Source organism: Stenotrophomonas sp. SMYL20, from assembly GCF_036320045.1.
GTDB lineage: Bacteria > Pseudomonadota > Gammaproteobacteria > Xanthomonadales > Xanthomonadaceae > Stenotrophomonas > Stenotrophomonas maltophilia_A.
In genome coordinates, this window is the sequence record NZ_JAWIRT010000001.1 from 152,136 (window position 1) to 172,676 (window position 20,541).

General features: G+C 64.8%; 23 protein-coding genes and 1 pseudogene. 15 read left to right on the top strand and 9 right to left on the bottom strand.

Features of this window, described 5'->3' with window-relative positions:
- Window positions 1–67 precede the first annotated feature (67 nt).
- The 3 genes from V3B48_RS00635 to V3B48_RS00645 all read right to left on the bottom strand — a co-directional run bounded on the left by V3B48_RS00635 (window position 68) and on the right by V3B48_RS00645 (window position 3,256).
- The gene (locus V3B48_RS00635) at window positions 68–1,042 is read right to left on the bottom strand and encodes a S1 family peptidase (RefSeq protein ID WP_329892954.1); all 975 of its coding nucleotides are present in this window, start codon (window positions 1,040–1,042) and stop codon (window positions 68–70) included.
- Between the two features lie 165 nt (window positions 1,043–1,207).
- Entirely contained in the window at window positions 1,208–1,474 is a 267-nt protein-coding gene (locus tag V3B48_RS00640; RefSeq protein WP_329892955.1) for a hypothetical protein, read from the bottom strand.
- Between the two features lie 828 nt (window positions 1,475–2,302).
- Window positions 2,303–3,256: an alpha/beta hydrolase gene (locus tag V3B48_RS00645; RefSeq protein ID WP_329892956.1), complete on the bottom strand. Its 954-nt coding sequence runs from the start codon at window positions 3,254–3,256 to the stop codon at window positions 2,303–2,305.
- A gap of 169 nt (window positions 3,257–3,425) precedes the next feature.
- On the opposite strand from V3B48_RS00645, the gene V3B48_RS00650 reads away from it, so the two are divergent.
- From V3B48_RS00650 to V3B48_RS00660, 3 genes are all read left to right on the top strand, one after another.
- Window positions 3,426–3,995, top strand: coding sequence for a TetR family transcriptional regulator (locus tag V3B48_RS00650; RefSeq protein WP_329893038.1), 570 nt, complete (start codon window positions 3,426–3,428; stop codon window positions 3,993–3,995).
- Between the two features lie 61 nt (window positions 3,996–4,056).
- Complete coding sequence (locus V3B48_RS00655; protein ID WP_329892957.1) at window positions 4,057–4,533, top strand: nuclear transport factor 2 family protein; 477 nt, start codon at window positions 4,057–4,059, stop codon at window positions 4,531–4,533.
- 272 nt (window positions 4,534–4,805) lie between these two features.
- A complete protein-coding gene (locus V3B48_RS00660; RefSeq protein WP_329892958.1) occupies window positions 4,806–5,726 on the top strand; it encodes an MBL fold metallo-hydrolase in 921 nt (306 codons plus the stop codon).
- Window positions 5,727–5,841: 115 nt separating this feature from the next.
- On the opposite strand, the gene V3B48_RS00665 is transcribed toward V3B48_RS00660, so the two are convergent.
- From V3B48_RS00665 to V3B48_RS00675, 3 genes are all read right to left on the bottom strand, one after another.
- Entirely contained in the window at window positions 5,842–6,723 is an 882-nt protein-coding gene (locus tag V3B48_RS00665; RefSeq protein WP_329892959.1) for an RNA polymerase sigma-70 factor, read from the bottom strand.
- 75 nt (window positions 6,724–6,798) lie between these two features.
- The gene (locus V3B48_RS00670) at window positions 6,799–7,203 is read right to left on the bottom strand and encodes a cupin domain-containing protein (protein WP_285301808.1); all 405 of its coding nucleotides are present in this window, start codon (window positions 7,201–7,203) and stop codon (window positions 6,799–6,801) included.
- A gap of 55 nt (window positions 7,204–7,258) precedes the next feature.
- On the bottom strand, window positions 7,259–7,738 hold the full coding sequence (locus V3B48_RS00675) for a carboxymuconolactone decarboxylase family protein (RefSeq protein ID WP_154349089.1): 480 nt from the start codon (window positions 7,736–7,738) through the stop codon (window positions 7,259–7,261).
- Window positions 7,739–7,827: 89 nt separating this feature from the next.
- Here V3B48_RS00675 and V3B48_RS00680 point away from each other — a divergent pair, with 89 nt between their 5' ends.
- From V3B48_RS00680 to V3B48_RS00725, 10 genes are all read left to right on the top strand, one after another.
- Window positions 7,828–8,136 carry a sigma factor-like helix-turn-helix DNA-binding protein gene (locus V3B48_RS00680; protein WP_329892960.1) on the top strand — a complete coding sequence of 103 codons (309 nt, stop codon included), beginning with the start codon at window positions 7,828–7,830 and terminating at the stop codon, window positions 8,134–8,136.
- Window positions 8,133–9,164: a LysR substrate-binding domain-containing protein gene (locus tag V3B48_RS00685; protein ID WP_329892961.1), complete on the top strand. Its 1,032-nt coding sequence runs from the start codon at window positions 8,133–8,135 to the stop codon at window positions 9,162–9,164. Before V3B48_RS00680 ends, V3B48_RS00685 begins: the two co-directional genes overlap by 4 nt.
- Window positions 9,165–9,292: 128 nt before the next feature.
- Window positions 9,293–10,060: an SDR family oxidoreductase gene (locus V3B48_RS00690; protein WP_329892962.1), complete on the top strand. Its 768-nt coding sequence runs from the start codon at window positions 9,293–9,295 to the stop codon at window positions 10,058–10,060.
- A 21-nt stretch (window positions 10,061–10,081) separates the two neighbouring features.
- Window positions 10,082–10,576 (top strand): Ohr family peroxiredoxin, encoded by a 495-nt coding sequence (locus V3B48_RS00695; RefSeq protein ID WP_329892963.1) that lies wholly within the window; start codon window positions 10,082–10,084, stop codon window positions 10,574–10,576.
- A 147-nt stretch (window positions 10,577–10,723) separates the two neighbouring features.
- Window positions 10,724–11,056, top strand: a complete 333-nt coding sequence (locus tag V3B48_RS00700; protein ID WP_032127302.1) for a hypothetical protein — start codon at window positions 10,724–10,726, stop codon at window positions 11,054–11,056.
- 367 nt (window positions 11,057–11,423) lie between these two features.
- Window positions 11,424–12,071 carry an aldehyde dehydrogenase iron-sulfur subunit PaoA gene (gene paoA, locus V3B48_RS00705; RefSeq protein ID WP_329892964.1) on the top strand — a complete coding sequence of 216 codons (648 nt, stop codon included), beginning with the start codon at window positions 11,424–11,426 and terminating at the stop codon, window positions 12,069–12,071.
- Window positions 12,068–13,018 carry a xanthine dehydrogenase family protein subunit M gene (locus V3B48_RS00710; RefSeq protein ID WP_329892965.1) on the top strand — a complete coding sequence of 317 codons (951 nt, stop codon included), beginning with the start codon at window positions 12,068–12,070 and terminating at the stop codon, window positions 13,016–13,018. Before paoA ends, V3B48_RS00710 begins: the two co-directional genes overlap by 4 nt.
- Window positions 13,018–15,222, top strand: a complete 2,205-nt coding sequence (gene paoC, locus V3B48_RS00715) for an aldehyde oxidoreductase molybdenum-binding subunit PaoC (RefSeq protein WP_329892966.1) — start codon at window positions 13,018–13,020, stop codon at window positions 15,220–15,222. Before V3B48_RS00710 ends, paoC begins: the two co-directional genes overlap by 1 nt.
- Window positions 15,223–15,231: 9 nt before the next feature.
- On the top strand, window positions 15,232–16,293 hold the full coding sequence (locus tag V3B48_RS00720; protein WP_329892967.1) for an XdhC family protein: 1,062 nt from the start codon (window positions 15,232–15,234) through the stop codon (window positions 16,291–16,293).
- On the top strand, window positions 16,269–16,895 hold the full coding sequence (locus tag V3B48_RS00725) for a nucleotidyltransferase family protein (protein WP_329892968.1): 627 nt from the start codon (window positions 16,269–16,271) through the stop codon (window positions 16,893–16,895). The genes V3B48_RS00720 and V3B48_RS00725 overlap by 25 nt, the downstream gene beginning before the upstream one ends.
- 104 nt (window positions 16,896–16,999) lie before the next feature.
- Here the strand turns inward: V3B48_RS00725 and V3B48_RS00730 are convergent, their stop codons facing one another.
- The 3 genes from V3B48_RS00730 to V3B48_RS00740 all read right to left on the bottom strand — a co-directional run bounded on the left by V3B48_RS00730 (window position 17,000) and on the right by V3B48_RS00740 (window position 19,040).
- Window positions 17,000–17,389 (bottom strand): hypothetical protein, encoded by a 390-nt coding sequence (locus tag V3B48_RS00730; protein ID WP_329892969.1) that lies wholly within the window; start codon window positions 17,387–17,389, stop codon window positions 17,000–17,002.
- 81 nt (window positions 17,390–17,470) lie between these two features.
- Window positions 17,471–17,827, bottom strand: coding sequence for a hypothetical protein (locus tag V3B48_RS00735; protein WP_329892970.1), 357 nt, complete (start codon window positions 17,825–17,827; stop codon window positions 17,471–17,473).
- 457 nt (window positions 17,828–18,284) lie between these two features.
- The gene (locus V3B48_RS00740) at window positions 18,285–19,040 is read right to left on the bottom strand and encodes a tetratricopeptide repeat protein (protein WP_329892971.1); all 756 of its coding nucleotides are present in this window, start codon (window positions 19,038–19,040) and stop codon (window positions 18,285–18,287) included.
- Between the two features lie 168 nt (window positions 19,041–19,208).
- On the opposite strand from V3B48_RS00740, the gene V3B48_RS00745 reads away from it, so the two are divergent.
- Complete coding sequence (locus V3B48_RS00745) at window positions 19,209–19,925, top strand: hypothetical protein (protein WP_329892972.1); 717 nt, start codon at window positions 19,209–19,211, stop codon at window positions 19,923–19,925.
- A 463-nt stretch (window positions 19,926–20,388) separates the two neighbouring features.
- Window positions 20,389–20,505: pseudogene (locus V3B48_RS00750) on the top strand (integrase core domain-containing protein); the annotation flags it as partial.
- Window positions 20,506–20,541 lie beyond the last annotated feature (36 nt).

Here is a 20,541-nt window from a genome sequence, read left to right on the forward strand (position 1 = left end):
AGCCATGCTCGGCTGACGAAAAATCCACGCACGTGGTTCCAGCACTGCACTCATCAACAGATGCGGGCTATGGACAATCAGGGCATCCACTGCAGTGCAGGTTGTACTCAACGGGCTCGGCGGTGATTCCAGACGCATCCTTCAAGGTAATCCGCTCCCTCCAGGTCAACGGGGGAGGGGGAATGACGGGAGGCGGGTAGAGCACGATGGGGTAGAAGCAGGCCCATGTGTAGTTGAGCGGGGAGGGCATCTTGTCCGGCAACGTTTCCGTGGCGGGTTCGCAGGGCCCGCTCGGGCACACCGGGCGCTCCAGCGTCAACTCTATCGGGAACTTCGGAACTCCCTTGTACGCAACCGGAACGGAAAATGGCCTGAAGTAATTTTCTGTGCGATCTGCGATGCCGGTAACTTCAAAGGCCTCCGTCAATACGGTAACGCCAAGTGCTGAAACCCGCTCGATGGGCATGTAGAACAGGTCGTTCTCAAATCCCGTGTCTTCACCGCCCCGGCCGTGAATGACGCCGAGGGCCGCATTGTTCGAAAAGACCGGCCCACCGCTGTCACCTTCGACGCTGAGAGGACCTGGAGAAAGGTTGCGTGCACGAATGTACCTGCCTATGGCCCCATTATGATTGGACCTTGAATTCATATCCTCAATGGTCCCGCATGCGTAATGGCCGTGAATTCCACTCTTGCAGATCACATCCCCCACATGCGTCGAACTGGAGGGGAGTGTGCTGGTTATTTCGAGCGTCTGCGACGGACCATTGATCAGGGAGATTTCATTTGTCTGCGCGTGGGGCGCGCCCCTGGGCGGCTCTTTATGCCACTGGACATCGTAGTCGCCTACGTTCTGCTCGCTCTGGAAAACGAGAGGCGCGGCAATGCCCTGATAGGTCAGCGTATTGTCACAGTGACCGGCCGTGAGGACGCCAAGCTCACGATCTGCGTCGAAGACGTTGAAGCCAGTAGTGCAACTGAAGGCAGTACCGGTCAACTTATGGCCGCCGGAGATTGCGGTAGTGACAGTAAAGCCTTTCACTTGCTTACTCGAACCCAACCTTCTTTGCGAGAAGCTGGGCCTCTGCCTCTGCCTCGGCCTGGGTCGCCAGGAGCATCTCGAGCGATTGAGCGGAAGTGCGGCCGGCAAATACAGGATCCTGCGTGTACTTTGCCAAGGTCTCTTTCGGCCTCTTCGTGAACAGCACTACGATCTTGAATTCTGGCTCATGCTCAACGTACAAGCCACCAAACGTATCCGGCTCAGATGCCTGAATCCTGCCTTCCAGACCTGCGCAGAGATCGATTTCATCGACCTGTATTTTGCTTCGGCCTCAGATTCATTGAACGTTCGCGAGTAGGTGTGTGCCGTGGGGTTGCCAGTTATCGGCTGGCCGTGCAGGGAGAATGCGAACGCACCGAGGGCGGACAATGTCAGGGCACGCATGGATAGCTTCGTGCGCAGATTGATCATGGCTGCTCCTTTGCCTGACGCATCAAGTGAATCGTCATGAGTGGACCAGTACAGGCATCCGGAATGGACGCAGCAAGACTCAAACGGAGCGATTCACCTCCATGCCCCCCTCCGAATGATGCGGCGATTCCGAATTCCATCATTTCCCCCGATCGTTCGTCCTGCACGCCTACGGGAACGCCCCCTTTCATGGCGAGCGAGTAATCGTGAGGCCATGCTGCAAGATATGCCGTGCCGCCTGGATCCACGAAGTAGACACAGCCATTGATTGGCCTCAGCATCCCTCTCAGTAGCCCGGTTGCAAGGACTGTCCCCTGCTCAGATGAGAGTCTGACAAGCACAAGTGATCGGCCCTCTTTGGCGCCAACCGGCATGATCGCGGCGATGCAGGAGGCAATCATCAAATAAAGGAGAGCCGCAAGCTTTGCTGAAGACCTGCAAGATACCGTGCACATCCCCACCTCCATGTCACAGCTGATTGTTGGCCCGCCCGGAATCCACTCGCATCTTCAACAATTACGTTACAGCGAAATTGAAGGTATGGACTTTCCCTGGACTTAACCGTTACCACCTTCACGAACGCGTGTTTTCAGATTACCCGCTCGCTCCGTGTAAAGCCGAGTTATCTTGCGAACGAGAGGTAGAGGATTACTGCCAGGTGCCGAGGTTCTGGCATGGCCATTTCCACGCCCTTGCAGCCGGGCCCGGATGAAATTCTGCACCGCCCGAATCCGCACCGGGGCGACTCTGACCGGGAACGGACACGCGGCGGGGCAGAAACACTCTGATGTGAGACGGGCTCCGGCGCGATGCCGGAGCCCCGGTTACTCACTTCTCCTGCAGGAAGTTCAGCAGATCCTGGTTGACCTTGTCCTTGTGGGTGTCGGTCAGGCCATGCGGCGCGCCCGGGTAAACAATCAGCCTGGCGCCCTTGATCAGCTTCGCCGACTGGCGGCCGGAGATGTCGATCGGCACGATCTGATCGTCATCACCGTGGATCACCAGCGTCGGCACGTCGAACTTCTTCAGGTCGGCGCGGAAGTCGGTGGCCGAGAACGCGGCGATCGAATCGTAGGTGTTCTTGTGACCACCCTGCATGCCCTGCGCCCACCAGGCATCGATCAGGCCCTGCGACACCTTCGCGCCCGGGCGATTGAAGCCGTAGAACGGGCCCGACGGGATGTCCTTGTACAGCTGTGCGCGGTTGTCCATCTGCGCCTTGCGGATGCCATCGAACACTTCCATCGGCAGGCCATTGGGGTTGTCGGCGGTCTTCAGCATGAGCGGCGGCACCGAGCTGATCAGCACCGCCTTCCTCACCCAGCCGGTGCCATGGCGGCCGATGTAGCGCGCCACTTCGCCGCCACCGGTGGAGAAGCCCACCAGGGTGACATCGTGCAGGTCGAGCGTGTTGATCACCGTGGCCAGGTCATCGGCGTAGTGATCCATGTCGTTGCCATCCCACGGCTGGCTGGAACGGCCGTGGCCACGACGGTCATGCGCGATGACGCGGTAGCCGTGGTTGGCCAGGAAGATCATCTGCGATTCCCAGCTGTCTGAGTTCAGCGGCCAGCCGTGGCTGAAGGTAACGACCGGGCCGTCCTTCGGGCCCCAGTCCTTGTAGTAGAGCTGCACGCCATCGGCGGTGGTGATGTAGCTGGCGGTGCGCGCAATGCTGGTGACTGCTGCCGGCTTGGCCGGTTCGGCGGCCTGCGCGGACAGGCCGGCCTGGACCGAGAGGGCGAGGGCGGCAACGGCCAGGGAACGGGCAAAGGTGTTCATGCGGGGCGTCTCATGGGCGGGTGGTGAGACGTACTTTGCGGCCGAAATCGGGCGTCTGGATGATGACATGTACGAATTTCTTGATAGATCGTCCTGAGCGGATGCACGCAGCCGGGAGGTGGCGATGCCGCCCGTTGACAGGGTAGAACGATCGTTCTACCTTGGCGCCGTGAGCACAATCACCACCGACACCCAGCAGAAGATCCTGGCCACGGCCGAGGCGCTGATCTACCAGAACGGGGTCCACGCCACCGGCATGGACCTGCTGGTGAAGACCTCCGGCGTTGCCCGGAAGAGCATCTACCGGCACTTTGAAAACAAGGACCAGGTGGCCGCTGCGGCATTGAATGCGCGTGACGTGCGCTGGCTCACCTGGTTCCAGCAGGAGTGCAACAAGGCCGACACCCCGGAAGCACGCATCCTGAGCATGTTCACCGTGCTCAAGGGCTGGTTCCAGTCCGAGGGCTATCGCGGCTGTGCCTTCATCAACACCGCAGGCGAGGTTGGCAATCCCGACGATCCGATTCGCCACATCGCCAAACATCACAAGCAGAAGCTGCTGGATTACACGCTGGAACTCACCACGCAACTGGATATCAAGCAGCCGGAAGCACTGGCGCGGCAGCTGCTGGTTCTCATGGAAGGCGCCATCACCGTTTCACGCGTAATGGGCGACTACGACGCCGCAGACACTGCAAGGGATGTTGCAGCGGTGTTGTTGGAGCAGTCCAGGCGCTGACGCCTGAGTGATCGAAACCCGTCGAAGCACCCCGCTCATCCACTTGATTGGAGGCCCCACCGTGTCCACTGAAGCACCCCGTCCGCCACTTCCCCCCTTCACCCGTGAATCGGCCATCGAGAAAGTGCGCCTTGCCGAGGATGGCTGGAACTCCCGCGATGCCGACAAAGTCGCGCTGGCCTATTCACTGGACACCGAGTGGCGCAACCGCGCCGAGTTCACCCATGGCCGCGAGGAAGCCCGGCAGTTCCTGGCCCGCAAATGGAAGAAGGAACTGGACTACCGTTTGATCAAGGAACTGTGGGCCTTCACCGACAATCGTATTGCCGTGCGCTACGCCTATGAGTGGCATGACGACTCCGGCAACTGGTTCCGCTCCTATGGAAACGAGAACTGGGAATTCGGTGCGGATGGCCTGATGCAGCGCCGCTTTTCGTGCATCAACGACATGCCGATCAAGGAAAGCGATCGGAAGTTCCACTGGCCACTGGGGTGTCGCCCGGATGATCACCCGGGGCTGTCTGATCTGGGTATGTGATTCGCATTGCTTCCCGGAATGCAACATCACGTCCCCCTCCACGGGCCTACCGCGGCAACGGTGTGCTGCCTAGGCTGATCGCACACGGCATATGCCGTGTTCCGGGCCCACCGCTTGCGCAGTGGCCCGTCTTCCCATGAACCCTGCAGCGCTGGCCTGCCAGGCATCCGTGCCCTGGCAACGCCACGCCCTGCGCCGTGGGAAAGCGCCCGGAATCGTTCGCGCCAGCCTTGCATCGCTGCCCGCCCAATGCCCCTTCGTGGAGATCCCTCATGTTCAGTCTGGAAAACAACGCCGCGCCCATTGCCCCCGCCCTCGATGAGCTGGTGCCCTCGCGCTACGCCCTCAAGGTGGGCGACGTCGAAGTGCTGGTGATCAGCGATGGCGTCCTGCCGTTGCCCACCCAGATGCTCGGCCACAACGTTCCGGCCGCCGACCGTGCCGAATGGTTCGAAGAGATGTACCTGCCGCAGGATGCCTTCGACTGGGCATTGAACGTGATGGTGGTGCACAGCGGTGATCGCACCATCCTCATCGATGCCGGCCTGGGCATGGACCCGGACCTGCAGCTGCCGCGCGCCGGCCAGTTGATCCGCCGCCTCGGTGCCGCCGGTATCAACCTGGGCGAAATCACCGATGTGGTGATCACCCACATGCACATGGACCACGTCGGTGGGCTGCTGGTTGAAGGCGTAAAGGAACAGCTGCGCCCGGACCTGAAGATCCACGTGGCCGCGGCAGAGGTGGAGTTCTGGAAGTCGCCGGACTTCAGCCGCACCAACATGCCGCAGGGGTTTCCCGATGCGCTGCGCGCTACGGCCAAGCACTTCTGGGCCGAGTACAGCAGCTATGTGCACACCTTCCAGGACGAACAGCAGATCGCGCCGGGCGTGATGGCCCGCCGCACCGGAGGGCATACCCCAGGCCACTGCGTGGTGCGCGTGGCGTCTGCCGGGCAGGCCCTGACCTTCGCCGGTGACGCGGTGTTCGCGGTCGGCTTCGACCAGCCGAACTGGCACAACGGCTTCGAGCACGACCCGGAGGAATCCGCGCGCGTCCGCATCGCCCTGCTGAAGGACCTGGCAGGCACCGGCGAAATGCTGGTGGCCACGCATCTTCCGTTCCCGTCAGTGGGCCGGGTGTCGCTGGAGGGCGAGACCTTCCGCTGGGTGCCGGTGTTCTGGGACTTCTGATCGGGTCCTGCGGCCATTGCGCAGGCAGGCGTTAACGATCGGGGCGCATCGGCGCCCCGGTTGAATCCCGCAAGAACGACGTCGACAATGGATGCCATCCACGCGGCGCTTGTATCTACTGGATGGAGGTGGGCAGTGCCAGCCGCTGCAGCTTGTGCGGGTTGCGCTGCACCAGGATCTGCGTGATCCGTTCGCCATCGGTCTCGAAGGCCATCGCCGCTTCCAGCTCGCCATCGAAATAGCGCAGCAGTCCCAGCCGTCCGTTGAGCATGGCCGGCACCATCCGCAATTGCGCGCTGCGCCGCAGGTGCGGGGCATACAGCAGCTGGGCAATGCGTGCACCCCCGACCATCGGTTTTGGGAAGCTGGTGACGATGCCACCGCCATCACCCACCAGCTCGGCCGACTCGGCCATCAGCGCCTTCATCGTACGGAAATCGCCGCTGGATGCGGCCTCGGCGAAGCGGCGCAGCAGTTTCTGGTGCACCTCCTGCGGAACGTTGTAGCGCGGGCGCTCCTGCCTGAGCTGCAGGCGTGCGCGATGCACGATCTGCCGGCAGGCGGCTTCTGTCTTGTCCAGGGTGCGCGCGACCACCGCGTAGTCCTGATCGAACACGTCGTGCAGCAGGAAGGCTGCACGCGCATCCGGGGCCAACCGCTCCAGCACGCTTAGGAAGGCGACCGACAGATCGCTGGCGGTTTCCAGCACATACTCAGGGGTGCTGGTGTCATCGGTCAGCAGCGGCTCGGGCAACCACATGCCGACATAGTGTTCGCGCGTATGCCGTGCCAGGCGCAGGCCATCAATGGCGCGACGGGTGGTGGTGGCCACCAGCCAGGCTTCGGGATTCTCGATCTGTGACAGGTCGGCGCCATGCCAGCGCAGCCAGACATCCTGCACCACGTCCTCGGCTTCGTGCGAAGACCCGAGCATGCGGTAGGCCACGCCGAACAGGCGTGGGCGGAGGCGGGAGAACAGCGCAGTGGAATCGTCCATGCCAGCGTAGACGGGACAGGTCCCCGGATTGTGACACCCGGGGACCTGTCGTTGGCACCAGCGCCGGACGTGCGATCAGTGCGGCGGCAGAACCGCCGGCTTACCGATGTCCTTGATCAGGAACACCACGAACTTCGCCGGCTCGGTAGCGCTGGCGTTACGACCTACAGTGTGCAGATCGGCTGGGCCTTCATGGAAGGCCTCGCCCGGGCCGAGGGTGACTTCCTTGCCGCCGGCCACGCCCATCACGATTCGTCCTTCCAGGACGTAGACGAAGCCATGGGCATCGTGGCGGTGCACCGGATCGGCGCCACCCGGCGGGTATTCCACGGTAAGGATCAGCGCTTCCTTGCCGGGCTGCTCCGGCAGGGCGCGGGTCATCACCTCGTGCACCAGGGGCTCGGGCGCAGCAGGGGGCGCGGTGGCGGCAGCGCTGCACAGTGGCAGCAGCGCAAGCAGGGCCAGAACAGAACGACGCATGGCAGGTCTCCAGTGCGGTAGGGGAGGGCCGCTGCATGGGGCAGCGGCGGATCGATCAGGCCAGGCCGGCCTTGTCCAGGCCAAAGGCCGCGTCCAGGGTGCCGGGCGTGGTACGGAAGGCGACGTTCGCGCGGTTCCAGGCGTTGATCGCCATCACCGCGTGGGTCAGGTCGACAATCTCCTGCTCGGACAGCTGGCCGCGCACCCGCGCGTACAGCTCGTCGGGCACACCCTGCGCCGGCAGCTGGGTCAGCACCTCGGTCCAGGCCAGGCAGGCGCGCTCGCGCGGGCTGAACAGCGTCGATTCACGCCATGCCGCCAGGTGATGCAGGCGCAGCGGGCGCTCGCCGCGCAGGGTGGCCTCCTTCACGTGCATGTCCAGGCAGAAACCGCAGCCGTTGAGCTGCGATGCACGGATGTTGACCAGATCGATGATGGCCGCTTCGATCGAGGCGGTATGGGCGGCATGCGAGTACAGGCCGAGCTTCTTGAACAGTTCGGGGGATTGCGCGGCGTAATCCAGACGTGCGGTCATGGCGTGTTCCTGTAGCGAGTGAAGGACACAGCGAGGCTAGGCCTGCGACCGCACTGCCGGTAGGCCGGGGCCGGGCCGCATGCTGTTGCATGAAAAACACCAATGGCCTGTCACAGCGGCCGATGCTCGGCCGTCTGCCGGGCATGGACACCTCAACGCACCTGCGCACCGCATTCCGCCCTGCCAGTGAGCAGGTCTGGCAGACCTTCCTGGCTGCACTGCGCGAATTGCCGCCCGATGCACGTGCGGTGCTGTTGCTGCACGACGTGCTGGGCGCCGGGTTCGAGGACATCGTGCCCCTGCTGGGGCTCGACCTTTCCGCGTGCAGGCAGCGCCTGGCGCTGGCGCGGAACCACCTGCACGCGCACCGTGCCCGCCTGGAGTCATGCCGCCCATGAACATCGCACAGCCCAGCCCGGCCAGCGACGGCCACGATGCGCTCAATGCATCCTTCTCCACCAGCTACGCCGGCGTGCTGGCCTTCATTGCAGTGGCGGCCGAGGGCAGTTTCGCCCGCGCGGCCGACCGCCTCGGCATCGGCCGTTCGGCCGTCAGCCGCAGCGTGCAGAAGCTGGAAAGCCAGCTGGGCGTGCGGTTGTTCCTGCGCACCACGCGCTCAACCACGCTGACCCGCGAAGGCGAGCTGTTCCTGGAGGGCTGCAACCCGGGCGTGAACTGCATCCTGCAGGCGCTGGAGGAAATGCGCGACCTGCGCGAGGGCCCGCCGCGCGGGCACCTGCGCATCAGTGCCAGCCACGGCTTCGGCCGGCGGGTGATCGCCCCCTTGCTGGCCGCCTTCCGCGCCGAGTACCCGCAGGTCTCGGTAGAACTGCTGTTGGACGAGCAGGCCCCCGACCTGGCGGGTGACCGCATCGACGTAGCGTTCCGCGACGGCCTGCTGGAAGACAGCCAGGTGATCGCCAAGCAGCTGGTGCCGATGCAGCTGGTCGTGTGTGCATCTCCGGAGTACGTGCAGGCGCAGGGTCTACCCTCGTCGGTGGATGCGCTGTCCACGCATGCCTGCATCGGGCGGCGCCTGCCGGGTGGGCGCATGCAGCCCTGGGAATTCCGGGTCGACGGCATCGATGTGCACCTGCAGCCGCCAGCCGCACTGGTGTTCAACGATGCCGATCTGGCCCTGCAGGCCGTCATCGACGGGCTGGGCATCGCCCAGCTGCCCAGCTATCAGATACGTGAAGCGCTGTGGGCGGGCAGGGTGGTGACCTGCCTGGATCGGCATGCGCCTCTCGATCGCGGCCACTACCTGTGCTACCTCAGCCGCCGCCAGCTTCCCAAGCGCGTGCGGGCCTTCATCGACTTCAGCACGCAGCGGGTGCGCGCGCTCGAGCTGGATGTGATCTCGCATTGGGAAGCGCGCCAACAGGCCACGTCCATGAAGCCAGAGGCACAGCCCGCCTGGGCCTGAAGCATTGGTGCGTGCCGGGCAACAGTGCGCGCCCCAGCGCGGACCTACTGCCCCGCACCCACGCTGCCTACGATTCCAGCATGCCCGGCGACAGCCGGTCGCCCCTTCTACATTCCAGGAGACACGTCATGAAATTCCTCGTCATCGGTGGTACCGGCCGCATCGGCAGCAAGGTGGTTGAGCGCCTGCGCACCGCCGGGCATTACATCGTAGTGGCCGCGCCCTCCACCGGCGTGGATGTGCTGACCGGTGAAGGCCTGGACGCCGCCATGGACGGGGTCGACGTGGTGGTGGACCTGGCCAACTCGCCCTCGTTCGAAGATGCGGCAGTGCTTTCGTTCTTCGAGACCGCTGGCCACAACGTCCTGACCGCCGCCGCCCGTGCCCGCGTACGCCACCACGTTGCGCTTTCCGTCGTAGGCACCGACAAGCTTGCGGCCAGCGGCTACTTCCGCGGCAAGATCGCGCAGGAGCGCCTGATCCGCGATTCGGGCCTGCCGTACACTATCATCCATTCCACGCAGTTCTTCGAGTTCCTGCCGGGCATCATCCAGTCCGCCGGCAATGGGGCGACCGTGCGGTTGCCCGCCGCCGACGTACAGCCGATTGCCGCCGAGGATGTTGCCGAAGCGGTGGCACGCATCGCGCAGCAGCCCCCCCGCAATGGCGTCGTGGAAATTGCGGGCCCCCAGCGCGTCGCGATGGCGGATCTGGCCAGGCAGTATCTGCAGCGGACCGGCGACCCGCGGCAGGTCGTGGCAGACGCCGAGGCCCTGTACTTCGGTGCGCCGCTGCAGATCGATACGCTGGTGCCGGTCGGGCAGGCGTGGCTGGGGCAGGTCGGCTTCGACGCCTGGCTGCAGCAGTCCGGCCTGTTGCAGCGGCAGCCCGCCTGAGCGGCCATCGATCGCCTGCCAATGACCGAGCTGAAGCCACCTTCGCCCGCCATGCTGGACCGCTACCAGGGCGACGACGTGCAGCCGCTGTACACCGGCCGCGTGCGGGTGAGCGGTGGCCAGGCCCAGCACGGGCGCGCGTCCGGCGTGGTGCGATCGGACGACGGTGCACTGGCGGTGGACCTGCGCCTGCCGCCGGAATTCGGCGGGCCCGGCGGTGGCTCCAATCCCGAGCAGCTATTGGCGGCAAGCTACGCCGGTTGCTTCCACGGCGCCATGGTACTGGTGGCCGCGCGTGCCGGCCTGCTGCTGCACAACCCCAGCGTCGAAGTGGCGGTCACCTTCGCCCGTGATCCGGCAGATGGGCTGTACCTGCTGTCGGCCGAGATCGTGGTCCATCTTCCCGGCATGGATGCGAACCTGGCCGGCGAACTGGTGCGCAACACTGAACGCGTCTGCCCGTACGCCAAGATGTTCCATCGTGGCATCAGCCATGTGGTGCATGTGCAGGTCTGACCGCAGGCTGCGCCTCTGTAAAGTCGAGCCATGTTCGACTATTGCCCTGACGTCCGCTTCCGGCCAACGGATGCACTCCTCATGTAAATCCGGCTAAGCTGCGGCGCGTCCACGCGTGGAAACGCCAGATCCCCTCAAGAGGCTGCCATGGAACCGCACTATCAGCTGCTGGCGAGCGTGCTCATGGGGGTGTTTGTCTTCCTGTTCTTTCTTGCACGTGACTACTTCAAAAGCCTCGGCTGGATGCTCGGCCCGTTCGACCCCAATCTAGGGTATCCCTCTGCTGCCAAGCTCATCTCAGCAGCCAACAAGACCATGCTCGTGATTGGGGCGCTCCTGTTGATCTGGGCCTTCATCGGGCCTTCTCCGTACCGCAGGAACTGGGAACTCGAGGCCATGGGCCTGGCCCTGGGGGCGTTGGCCTGCTATGTGCTGCTCATCCTTCTGGCGTCTTCCCGCAGTCGATCCACACGGCAATGAGTCCAGCATCACGCACGGCCGTGGCAGCTCGCCCGGACCACAGCGCTTGCTGACCACCGACGCAGCACCGTATCCGAGCGCCGTATGGCGCAGTTCCGCAGACCAGCCCACGGCGCGCTTTGGGCCTGTCTGGGCGGCTTTATCTGGGCATCAATACGCTGTCCACCAGGCGCACGTTTGCCAGAGGCGGCGTTGAAGATGACCGGCCAGCAGGCTCGGCCGATGATGCCGGCACACCCTGGACTGGCTTCACAGATCTGTACTACCCAGCCGGGCATAGTGGCCCTTGGGTAGTTTGAGCGCGTCCATCCAGCCACGGGGTTTCCCCGAACGCCAGGAGGTCACTGTGCCAAGTTGGGACGAAGGAATGAAGTTGACGCGTCGCCAGGTGATCGCCGGCGGCGCCACGACCATGGCGATGTCCGCCGCACCGGGGGCATCATCGCTTGCCGCCGAACTGGCGGCGTCCCCACCGCCCAGGCCGCCGGTCATCAGCACGGTGGCGTTGACCGTCAACGGCACGCATCGTGAGCTCGAGCTGGACACGCGGACCACGCTGCTCGACGCCCTGCGCGAACATCTGAAGCTGACCGGCACCAAGAAGGGCTGCGACCACGGTCAATGCGGCGCCTGTACCGTGCTGGTCAACGGTGAACGCATCAATGCCTGCCTCAGCCTGGCGGTGCAGCACCAGGGCGATACCATCACTACCATCGAGGGCCTCGGAACCCCGGATGACCTGCATCCGATGCAGGCCGCCTTCATCAAGCATGACGGCTACCAGTGCGGGTACTGCACGCCGGGGCAGATCTGTTCGGCGATGGCGGTACTGGACGAGATCAAGCGCGGTGTCCCCAGCCATGCGCAGGCCGATGTCAGCGCACGGCCCCAGGCCACCAACATGGAAATGCGCGAACGCATGAGCGGCAACCTGTGCCGCTGCGGCGCGTATTCCAACATTGCCGAGGCGATGCAAGAGGTCGCTGGCGTTACCTCTGGAAGGGAGCGCTCATGAAAGTCTTCAGTTACGAGCGCGCGAAGTCTCCTGCCGAGGCCGCCAAGGCCGTCGCCGGCACCGAGGGCGCGAAGTTCCTGGCGGGAGGAACCAACCTGCTCGACCTGATGAAGCTGGAGGTCGAGACGCCCGCGCACCTGGTCGATGTGCAGGACATCGGCCTGGACAGGATCGAACCTACAGACGACGGCGGCCTGCGCATCGGCACGCTGGTCACCAATACCGCGCTGGCCTCGCATGAGCGCGTGCGCCGCGACTACGGTGTGCTGACCCGCGCGATCGTGGCAGGCGCGTCCGGGCAGCTGCGCAACAAAGCCACCACCGGCGGCAACCTGCTGCAGCGCACGCGCTGCCCGTACTTTTACGACCCCCATCTGCCCTGCAACAAGCGCCTGCCTGGATCAGGCTGCGGCGCGCTCGAAGGGTTCTCCCGGCAGATGGGGGTGATCGGTACCTCGGACAGCTGCATCGCGACCTATCCGGGCGATATGGCGGTGGCGCTGCGCGTGCTGGACGCTACGATCCAGACCGTCAAGGGAGATGGCAGCACGCGCAGCATCCCGATTGCCGAGTTCCATCGTTCCCCGGGCGACACGCCACAGCAGGACAACGTGCTGCAGCGCGGTGAGCTGATCACCCACGTCACGCTGCCGGAACCGCTGGGCGGCCGGCACGTGTACCACAAGGTACGTGACCGCGCGTCCTATGCGTTCGCACTGGTGTCGGTCGCCGCGGTCGTGCAGCGTGACGGCTCGGCGCGATTCGCGTTCGGCGGGGTCGCGCCGAAGCCGTGGCGCATCGAAGCAGCCGAACCCCTGCTGCGCGACAGCGTCAAGGCCGCGACCCGGCAGGTGTTCGCCGGTGCCCGTCCAACGCAGGAGAACGCGTTCAAGATCGCGCTTGCCGAGCGCACCCTCGCAGCCGTTCTGGCCGAAGGAGAGCGCTGATGCCCCTCGAATTCAACGCCCCCGCCGGCGACAACCTGTTCGACAAGGCCAAGGTGGTCGGCAAGTCGACGCCGCGCATCGACGGCCCACGCAAGACCACCGGCACCGCCCCCTATGCCTACGAGCGCCATGACGTGGCGCCAAACCAAGTCTACGGCTACATCGTCGGCGCGGGCATCGGCAAGGGGCGCATCATCTCGATGGATGCCTCCCGTGCACGTGCCGCCCCCGGCGTACTGGCGGTGATCACCGCACCGGAGACCAAACCGGTCGGCACATCCAACTGGAACAATGCGCCATTGTTCGGCGGGCCCGAGGTCGCCCATTACCACCAGGCCATTGCCTGCGTGGTGGCAGAGACCTTCGAGCAGGCCCGCGCCGCTGCGGCGTTGATCCGCACCCGCTACGAGCGCGGCAAGGGGCGCTTCGATTTCCCAGCGCTGGCGCCGTCCGCGCCGCTGGCAAAGGGGCGCGGTGGCAAGCCCGACCGGCAGACGCTCGGCGATTTCGACACCGCCTACGCGAGCGCGGCGGTCAAGCTCGACGAGACCTACCACACAGCCGACGAAAGTCATTCGATGATGGAGCCGCACGCCACCATCGCCGCATGGGAAGGGGACACGCTCACCCTGTGGACCTCGAACCAGATGATCGACTGGGCCAAGCAGGGCATGGCGGCGATCCTCGGCATCGATGCTGGCAAGGTGCGCGTGGACTCGCCCTATATCGGCGGCGGCTTCGGCGGCAAGCTGTTCATCCGCGCCGATGCAGTGCTGGCCGCACTGGCCGCCAGGCAGGTCGGGCGGCCGGTGAAGATCGCGCTGCAACGCCCGTTGATGCCCAACAACACCACGCACCGGCACGCGACCATCCAACGCGTCCGGATCGGTTGCGCGAAGGACGGCAGGATCTCCGCCATCGCCCATGAGAACTGGTCGGGCAATATCAACGGCGAGGACGGCGAGAACGGCACCCTGCAGACGCCCAAGCTCTATGCAGGCGCCAACCGCCTGGTGGCCAACTACATCGCCACGCTCGACATGCCCGAAGGCAATGCGATGCGCGCGCCGGGCGAAGCACCGGGCCACATGGCGCTGGAAGTGGCGATGGACGAAATGGCCGAGAAGCTGGGCCTCGACCCGATCGCGTTCCGCATCCTCAACGAACCCGAGGTCGTGCCCGGTGATCCGTCCAAGAAGTTCTCCGACCGCAACCTGGTGCGCTGCCTGCGCGAGGGCGCGGAGCGCTTCAACTGGAACAAGCGCAACGCCAAGCCGGCGCAGGTACGGGAAGGGCACTGGCTGGTCGGCATGGGCGTGTCTGCGGGCTATCGCGGCGCACCGACGATGAAGTCGGCGGCGCGGGTGCGGCTTGACGGCCAGGGTGGGGTGATCGTGGAAACCGACATGACCGACATCGGCACCGGCTCCTACACGATCATCGCGCAGACGGCAGCCGAGACCATGGGCGTGCCGCTGGACCGGGTCCAGGTGACCCTCGGCGATTCCCGTCATCCCGCCTCCGCCGGTTCCGGCGGCCAGTGGGGCGCGGCAAGCTCCACCGCAGGCGTGTACGCGGCGTGCGTCAGCCTGCGCCGCAAGGTGGGCGAGAAACTGGGCTTCGAGGGCGACACCGCAAACTTCGCCAATGGCCGTATCCAGGCGGGTGGGCGGACCATCGACCTGGCCGAAGCGGGCACACTGTCGGCAGAGGACGGCATTGCCTTCGGCAAGTTCAAGCAGGGGTACGACGTCGGTACCTATGCAGCGCATTTCTGCGAGGTTGCCGTGCATGCCTACACCGGAGAGACGCGCATCCGCAGGATGCTTGCCGTATGTGATGGCGGCAGGATCCTCAATCCGCTGTCCGCACGCAGCCAGGTCATCGGCGGGATGGTGATGGGTGCGGGCGCAACCCTGATGGAGGAGCTGGTGGTCGACAAGCGGCTTGGCTTGTTCATCAACCACGACCTGGCGGGATACGAGGTTCCCGTGCACGCCGACATTCCGCACCAGGAAGTGGTCTTCCTCGACACACTGGATCCGGTGATCTCGCCGATGAAAGCCAAGGGCGTGGGTGAGCTGGGCATCTGTGGGGTCGGGGCCGCGATCGCCAATGCGGTCTACAACGCAACCGGCGTGCGCGTGCGCAACTATCCCATCACCTTGGACAAGCTGTTGCCCGGCTTGCCCGATGTGGGCTGACCCTTGCGCATGGACCGACCCGTAGCCTCACCCGTCCTGGAGGCCTCTGCGGCAGAGGGAGTGGAGCCCAGGGATCCCGCCGGGGACGTGTCCGCAGCGCCGGGCTTCCTCACCGAAGGAAGCCCGCGGAGCGTGCTCGAGAAGGCCTTGACGCGCGTGCGCGCGGGAGAACACGCGGTGCTCGCGCTGGTGCTGGAAACCGATGGCTCCACCTACGCCGGTACCGGCGACATGGTGCTGTTCTGCAACGGCAGCCAGGTCGGCTGGCTCAGCGGCGGATGCCTGGAGCCCGAGCTCGCGCGACGCGCGGAGCAGGTGAGCGCGGCAGGGAGGGTCGACTGGATCGAGATCGACACCCGCAGTGACAACGACCTGTTGAGTGGATCCGCGCTCGGCTGCCGCGGCCGGCTTCGGATTGCGCTTCTGCCATTGCGTGCCATGTCCGGCATCGACGCCGTGATCGAGGCTTGGTTGCGCGAGGGTGTGTCACTCCAGCGCGACCTTCGTACGTCGGGCCAGATCGTTTTCCGCGCCGGCAATCGCGAGCAGGCATGGCAGCTGCATCCGATGGACGGGGCGCAGTCCTTTGGCGAGGGCGCATGGCGTTTGAGCCTGCCCCGGCTTCCGCGGGCCCTGCTGTTCGGGGGCGGTCCCGAAACGCCCTTCCTGGTTCCGTTGCTGCGGGGACTGGGGTGGCGGGTCAGCGTGGCCGAACGACGAGCGCGCTGGTCCTCAGCGGGGCAGGGCGCGGATGCACAGCTCCAGGCGAGCCCGGCCGAGGCCCTACATGCCGACCCGTGCGATGCGGTGCTGGTGATGCACCACGACTTCGAGCTGGACCGCGAGGCACTGGTGGCCCTGGCCGATACCGAGGTTGCCTTCATTGGACTTCTGGGTCCGCGGCGAAGGCGTGAGGATCTGTTCAAGCTGCTGACACCGGATCAGCGCAACCGCCTGTCTTCCAGACTTCGATCACCGGTCGGCCTCAACATCGGAGGGCGGGGGCCGGAAGCGATTTCGCTCAGCATCGCGGCGCAGCTGCAGCAATGGCGAAGCACCGCCGGCACGTGACCGCCGCGCATGCAGTCGTCGTGCTTGCTGCGGGCGGGAGCACCCGGCTTGGCCAGCCCAAGCAGCTTCTGACCCGACAGGGCGAGACCCTCGTACATCGCGTAGTGCGGTTGGCCTTGGAGCTCGCGCCTTCGCAGGTGTTGGTGGTGGTGGGCGGGAACGCACAGGCCGTGACATCCAGTATTTCCGGACTGGATGCGACTCCGGTAACCAACCACCACTGGGAACGCGGCCTGGCCAGCAGCCTGCAGGTTGCTGGCACACACCTGCTGCCCGCAGCGGCCGCCGTGATGGTCGTGGCATGCGACCAGCCCGCAATCGAGCGCTCCCATCTGCAGGCGCTGCTTTTGGGTGCCCGCGCTTCGGCGTCAGGGTGCGCTGGCACCCGTCACGGAAACGTCCTTGGCGTTCCTGCAGTGGTGCCACGCGCATGGTTCAATCAGGTGGGTGCAAGCGGTGACCGCGGCTTCGGAGCGCGCTTGAGGCAGCTTCCCATCGATGCCGTGCATGCCCTTCAAGCGCCGGAGCTGGGCCTGGATATCGACACGCCGGAAGATCTCGCGCGTGCGCGCCTTGCGGGCTGGATCGATGCCGGCAGGTGAGTCGCACGATCACGGTGCCAATACCCATCGCGCTGGTGACTAGCGGCAGAGCCAGAGCCCGAACCCTCGCAGCCCGCGGCTCTGTAGAGTCGAGCCATGCTCGACTACGGCACGCCACATCGCGCCCCATCAGGCACATCACCAGCAAGAATCTGCAGCACCCGATCCAACAGAACAGGTTCCGGCACGCCAGCCAGCACCTGCTCTAGGTAATCCAACGGCTCCAGTTGCCATTGGAGGAGCGCCCGCAACCGCATAACGGCGGGCGCCCGCTGCTTCGCGTCCAGTGAGGCACGCAACAGCAGATGTCGCGAGCGCCTCTCCAGCAAGAGCACCGGAATGCCGTTGCAGCGAATCTGGAAAGAGACATCCCGTTGCCGTTCAACGAACTGGAAGCCCTGCCGAGGCCGAGCCTCCACGAACTGCACCGCGTGGCGGCGCAGCTGAGAAAAGCGATTGTCGGTGATGCTCTGGAACGCGAGCGGCTCGGGCACAGGCGGCGCCGACCACCAAGGTTGTGCAGCGACCACTGCCGTGAAGAACAGCGCTGTGGCCGCCCAGCGGCAGCAAGCCACTCAGCCCTCCGGACGCACTCGATCGATGGCGTGCGCCGTGAGTCCCAACCCAGCCATGATCAGCCCCTCCATGACGCGCGGGCCGACGTACTGTTCCAGTTCGCCGTTCTCGCGGGCGCGCTGTGCGGCCAGCAGGATCTCCAGCACCACGCGAAGGCCGGCCAACGAGCAATCAGTGTCTGCCAGGGCAATGCGCCGCCCAGGCATCTGATGGCGCTCAGGCCAGGGCTGGCCATCGGAGGCAGCGCCGGAGCCGATGCTATGCAGCAGGGCGACGAGCGTGTTCGGATCCAGTCCGGGGCCGTTGGTGGGCGCGTCGTAGATCGGGTGCAGGGCAGGGGAGTGGGGGTGGGTCATGGCTGGGCTCCTTGCGTGCAGGCAGAAGCCGCCACCGATAAAGGTGGCGGACGGTGCATGGTTCGAAACCCCGTGTGTGGATGACCGGGCAGGCGCAAGGCCTCCACGCACCGCCCGCCAGAGCTGGCCGACGGATTGCCAGCCGACACCGCGCGTAGCGGTGCCGGCTGGCAAGTGCGAGCAACATCCACACAACCGGGGTTTCGAATCCCGACCACCGATGCACGGTGGCACGGCAAGGAATACGCGGACCTATGCGTGATGCCAATGCAGTAAGGCCGATGCCGACACAACTTTCAACATGTTCAGAATCGTTGCATACCGCGCAATGACACTGGAGCCTTGCGCTGCAATGCTATCGGCGATGTCGGTGGTGCAGGCCTGCGGACTGTCGGCATCCGCACGCAGGGATCACGAGCGAGTCGGATGCGACAGGATTGCCAAAGGCTGCCAGGCGTCAGTAGCCCTTCAACGCGGCCTTGGTCCGCTCCAGCCATGCGGCATTGTGGCTGCGTGCGTGGCGCGACCAGTGTTGGGCATCGTCGATGATGCTGGCGAACAGGCTGCGGGCCTGCTCACGGTCGGCGGGCTGCGGTTGTGCCATCAGCCACTCGGCGTACAGGCAGCGGGCGGCCGCATCGTTTCCGCATTCCACAGCGCGCTCGAACGCGGCGCGGGTTCCGGGCGCCTGAGAGGCTGCAAGTGCCTGCGCGTAAAGCAGGGTCTGTTCTGGCTTGCGGCGCACGTCGGGGTGGCGGGCAAACAGGCCGTCCAGCGTCTCAACCGCAAGCGCGGGATGCCCGGACTCGAGGCGGGCACGCGCCAGGCCGGTCAGGATGTGGGGATCGTCGCCCAACGGCGAGCTGGCCGCCTGCTCAAGCAGGGTTCTGGCTTCCTCGGCCTGGCCGGCATCCAGCAGCGTCATGCCCAGGCGAACACGGTTCTGCACGGTAGGCGTGCGCGCCAGCTCGGCGCGAGCGTTGCGCAGGTCCTGGCCCGGGTCCATGAGCCGCTTGGCGGAGCGGACGACCTGCCGGGCGCCGCGCGAGTGACGGACTTCCGGGAAGTAGATCGCCAGGAAGTAGACGACGCTGCCGAGCAGCGGGAACGAGAAGAGCAGGATGAGCCAGTAGAGGCTCTGGCCTGAGCGGATGGCGTGCACGGCGAAGTAGATGGCTGCCAGTACGTGGAGTCCGATTCCGATATAGGGCATGTGTGCCGCCTCGTCCTTATGAGGGGTGGAACTATAGTGGGGGAGGGGTGGGGCGCCAATGGGGTGGTGGTGATCGGGCGTGATGCGTCACGCTAATGGAGTTGGGTTCTGCGAGGTAGAGCGCTGCATGTCACTATGTGGTGGAGCTGCATCGATGGAGGGGGATACATGGAGCGTACGAAAAAGACACTGACGATGGCCGATGTTGCTGGATGGGGTTCGGCGCTCGTCACGTTCGGATTGATTCAAGGCGCCTTCTATCTGAAGGCGTATTGGGGCCACTTCGGCCTGGATCCCTTTCAGTTTGTTGCGGTGAGTGAGCTTGCGCTGGCAGGGCTTGCTGGGATCGGCATGGTGTTGTTCTTCATACTGTTTGCGCTGCTGCTTGGAGGGTGGGTCGAGGGGAAGGTGACAGCGGCGCCGTCCCAAGCCAATCTGCTGATGTGGCTGACCCTGGCTCTTTGTCTTGTTGGAATGGGCGCCTTGCTTTGGTGGTCCAATGCCTGGCCCGTTCTGATAGGTGTGGCGCTGACGGGCATATGTGCAATGGCAGTACGCCTGTCCCCAGTGTTGCCTGCCGCCGTGAAGGACTCACCGTGGCTGGTCTATGCGCTCGTGATGATTGCCTATGTCCCGATCTCGTCAAACTGGCTTGGCTTCGAGCGCGCCAAGTCGATTACTTCTGGCAGCAGCGAGTACACGGTCAATGTGACTATTGATGAGAAAGTGCAGCGCAATCTGGGCCTGGTGGGGCGCTTGGGGGATAGCTATGTGCTTTGGGAGCCGGTCCAGAAGGCTGCAGTTCTTGTGCCTGTGGGCGACGTAAGAAGGCTGGTGATTGCGCAGAAACCCGTTTTGCCTGCCAAGTCAGTCCCGTCGCGATAAGGAAGATTTATCAGGGGTAAGGCATTGGACTGATGTGCCGCTGCTTGAAGGCGCCGACCAACGGTTACCACAGATGGAGCCAGCGATTGCCCAGCGCCCGATAGCGCGGCAACCATCGCCCAGCCGCGCGGATCCGCAATTTGGAAGAGGACGGCCGGGAGTCTGGCCGCCGGAAGCATGCAGGAAGACTTGATTTATCAAGCCGAGACCGCCAGCTTGAATCAGGTGGCGCGACTGATGGCAGATGGCTGGCAGCAGTCGAAGCAGCCGATTCGACGCGTTTGGCCGGCTCTAACTGTGCATCGCACGGGGCCTGTTCAACGGGCGGGTGGCGGGCTGGTCAATGCACTGCAGGCAGGACCGGCCCATGGTGATCCGGGCAGTGCCAATTAGGGCCAGCAGGGACAGGCCAACGACCCGGTGATCCTGTATTTCGATCGAGGAAGTCAATTCCGATGGGCGCGCCAGGGCTGCGGTCACTGTCCAGCGACAGCACTACAACGAGGTGCGGCCGCACGGCTCACTCGGCAAGAGCACCCCGGCCGAGTTCGCAGCCTTGCTCCTCGAGCACGGATCCCTTGCAAACCTAAGCTCGTGCGATAGTCTTGCATTCATG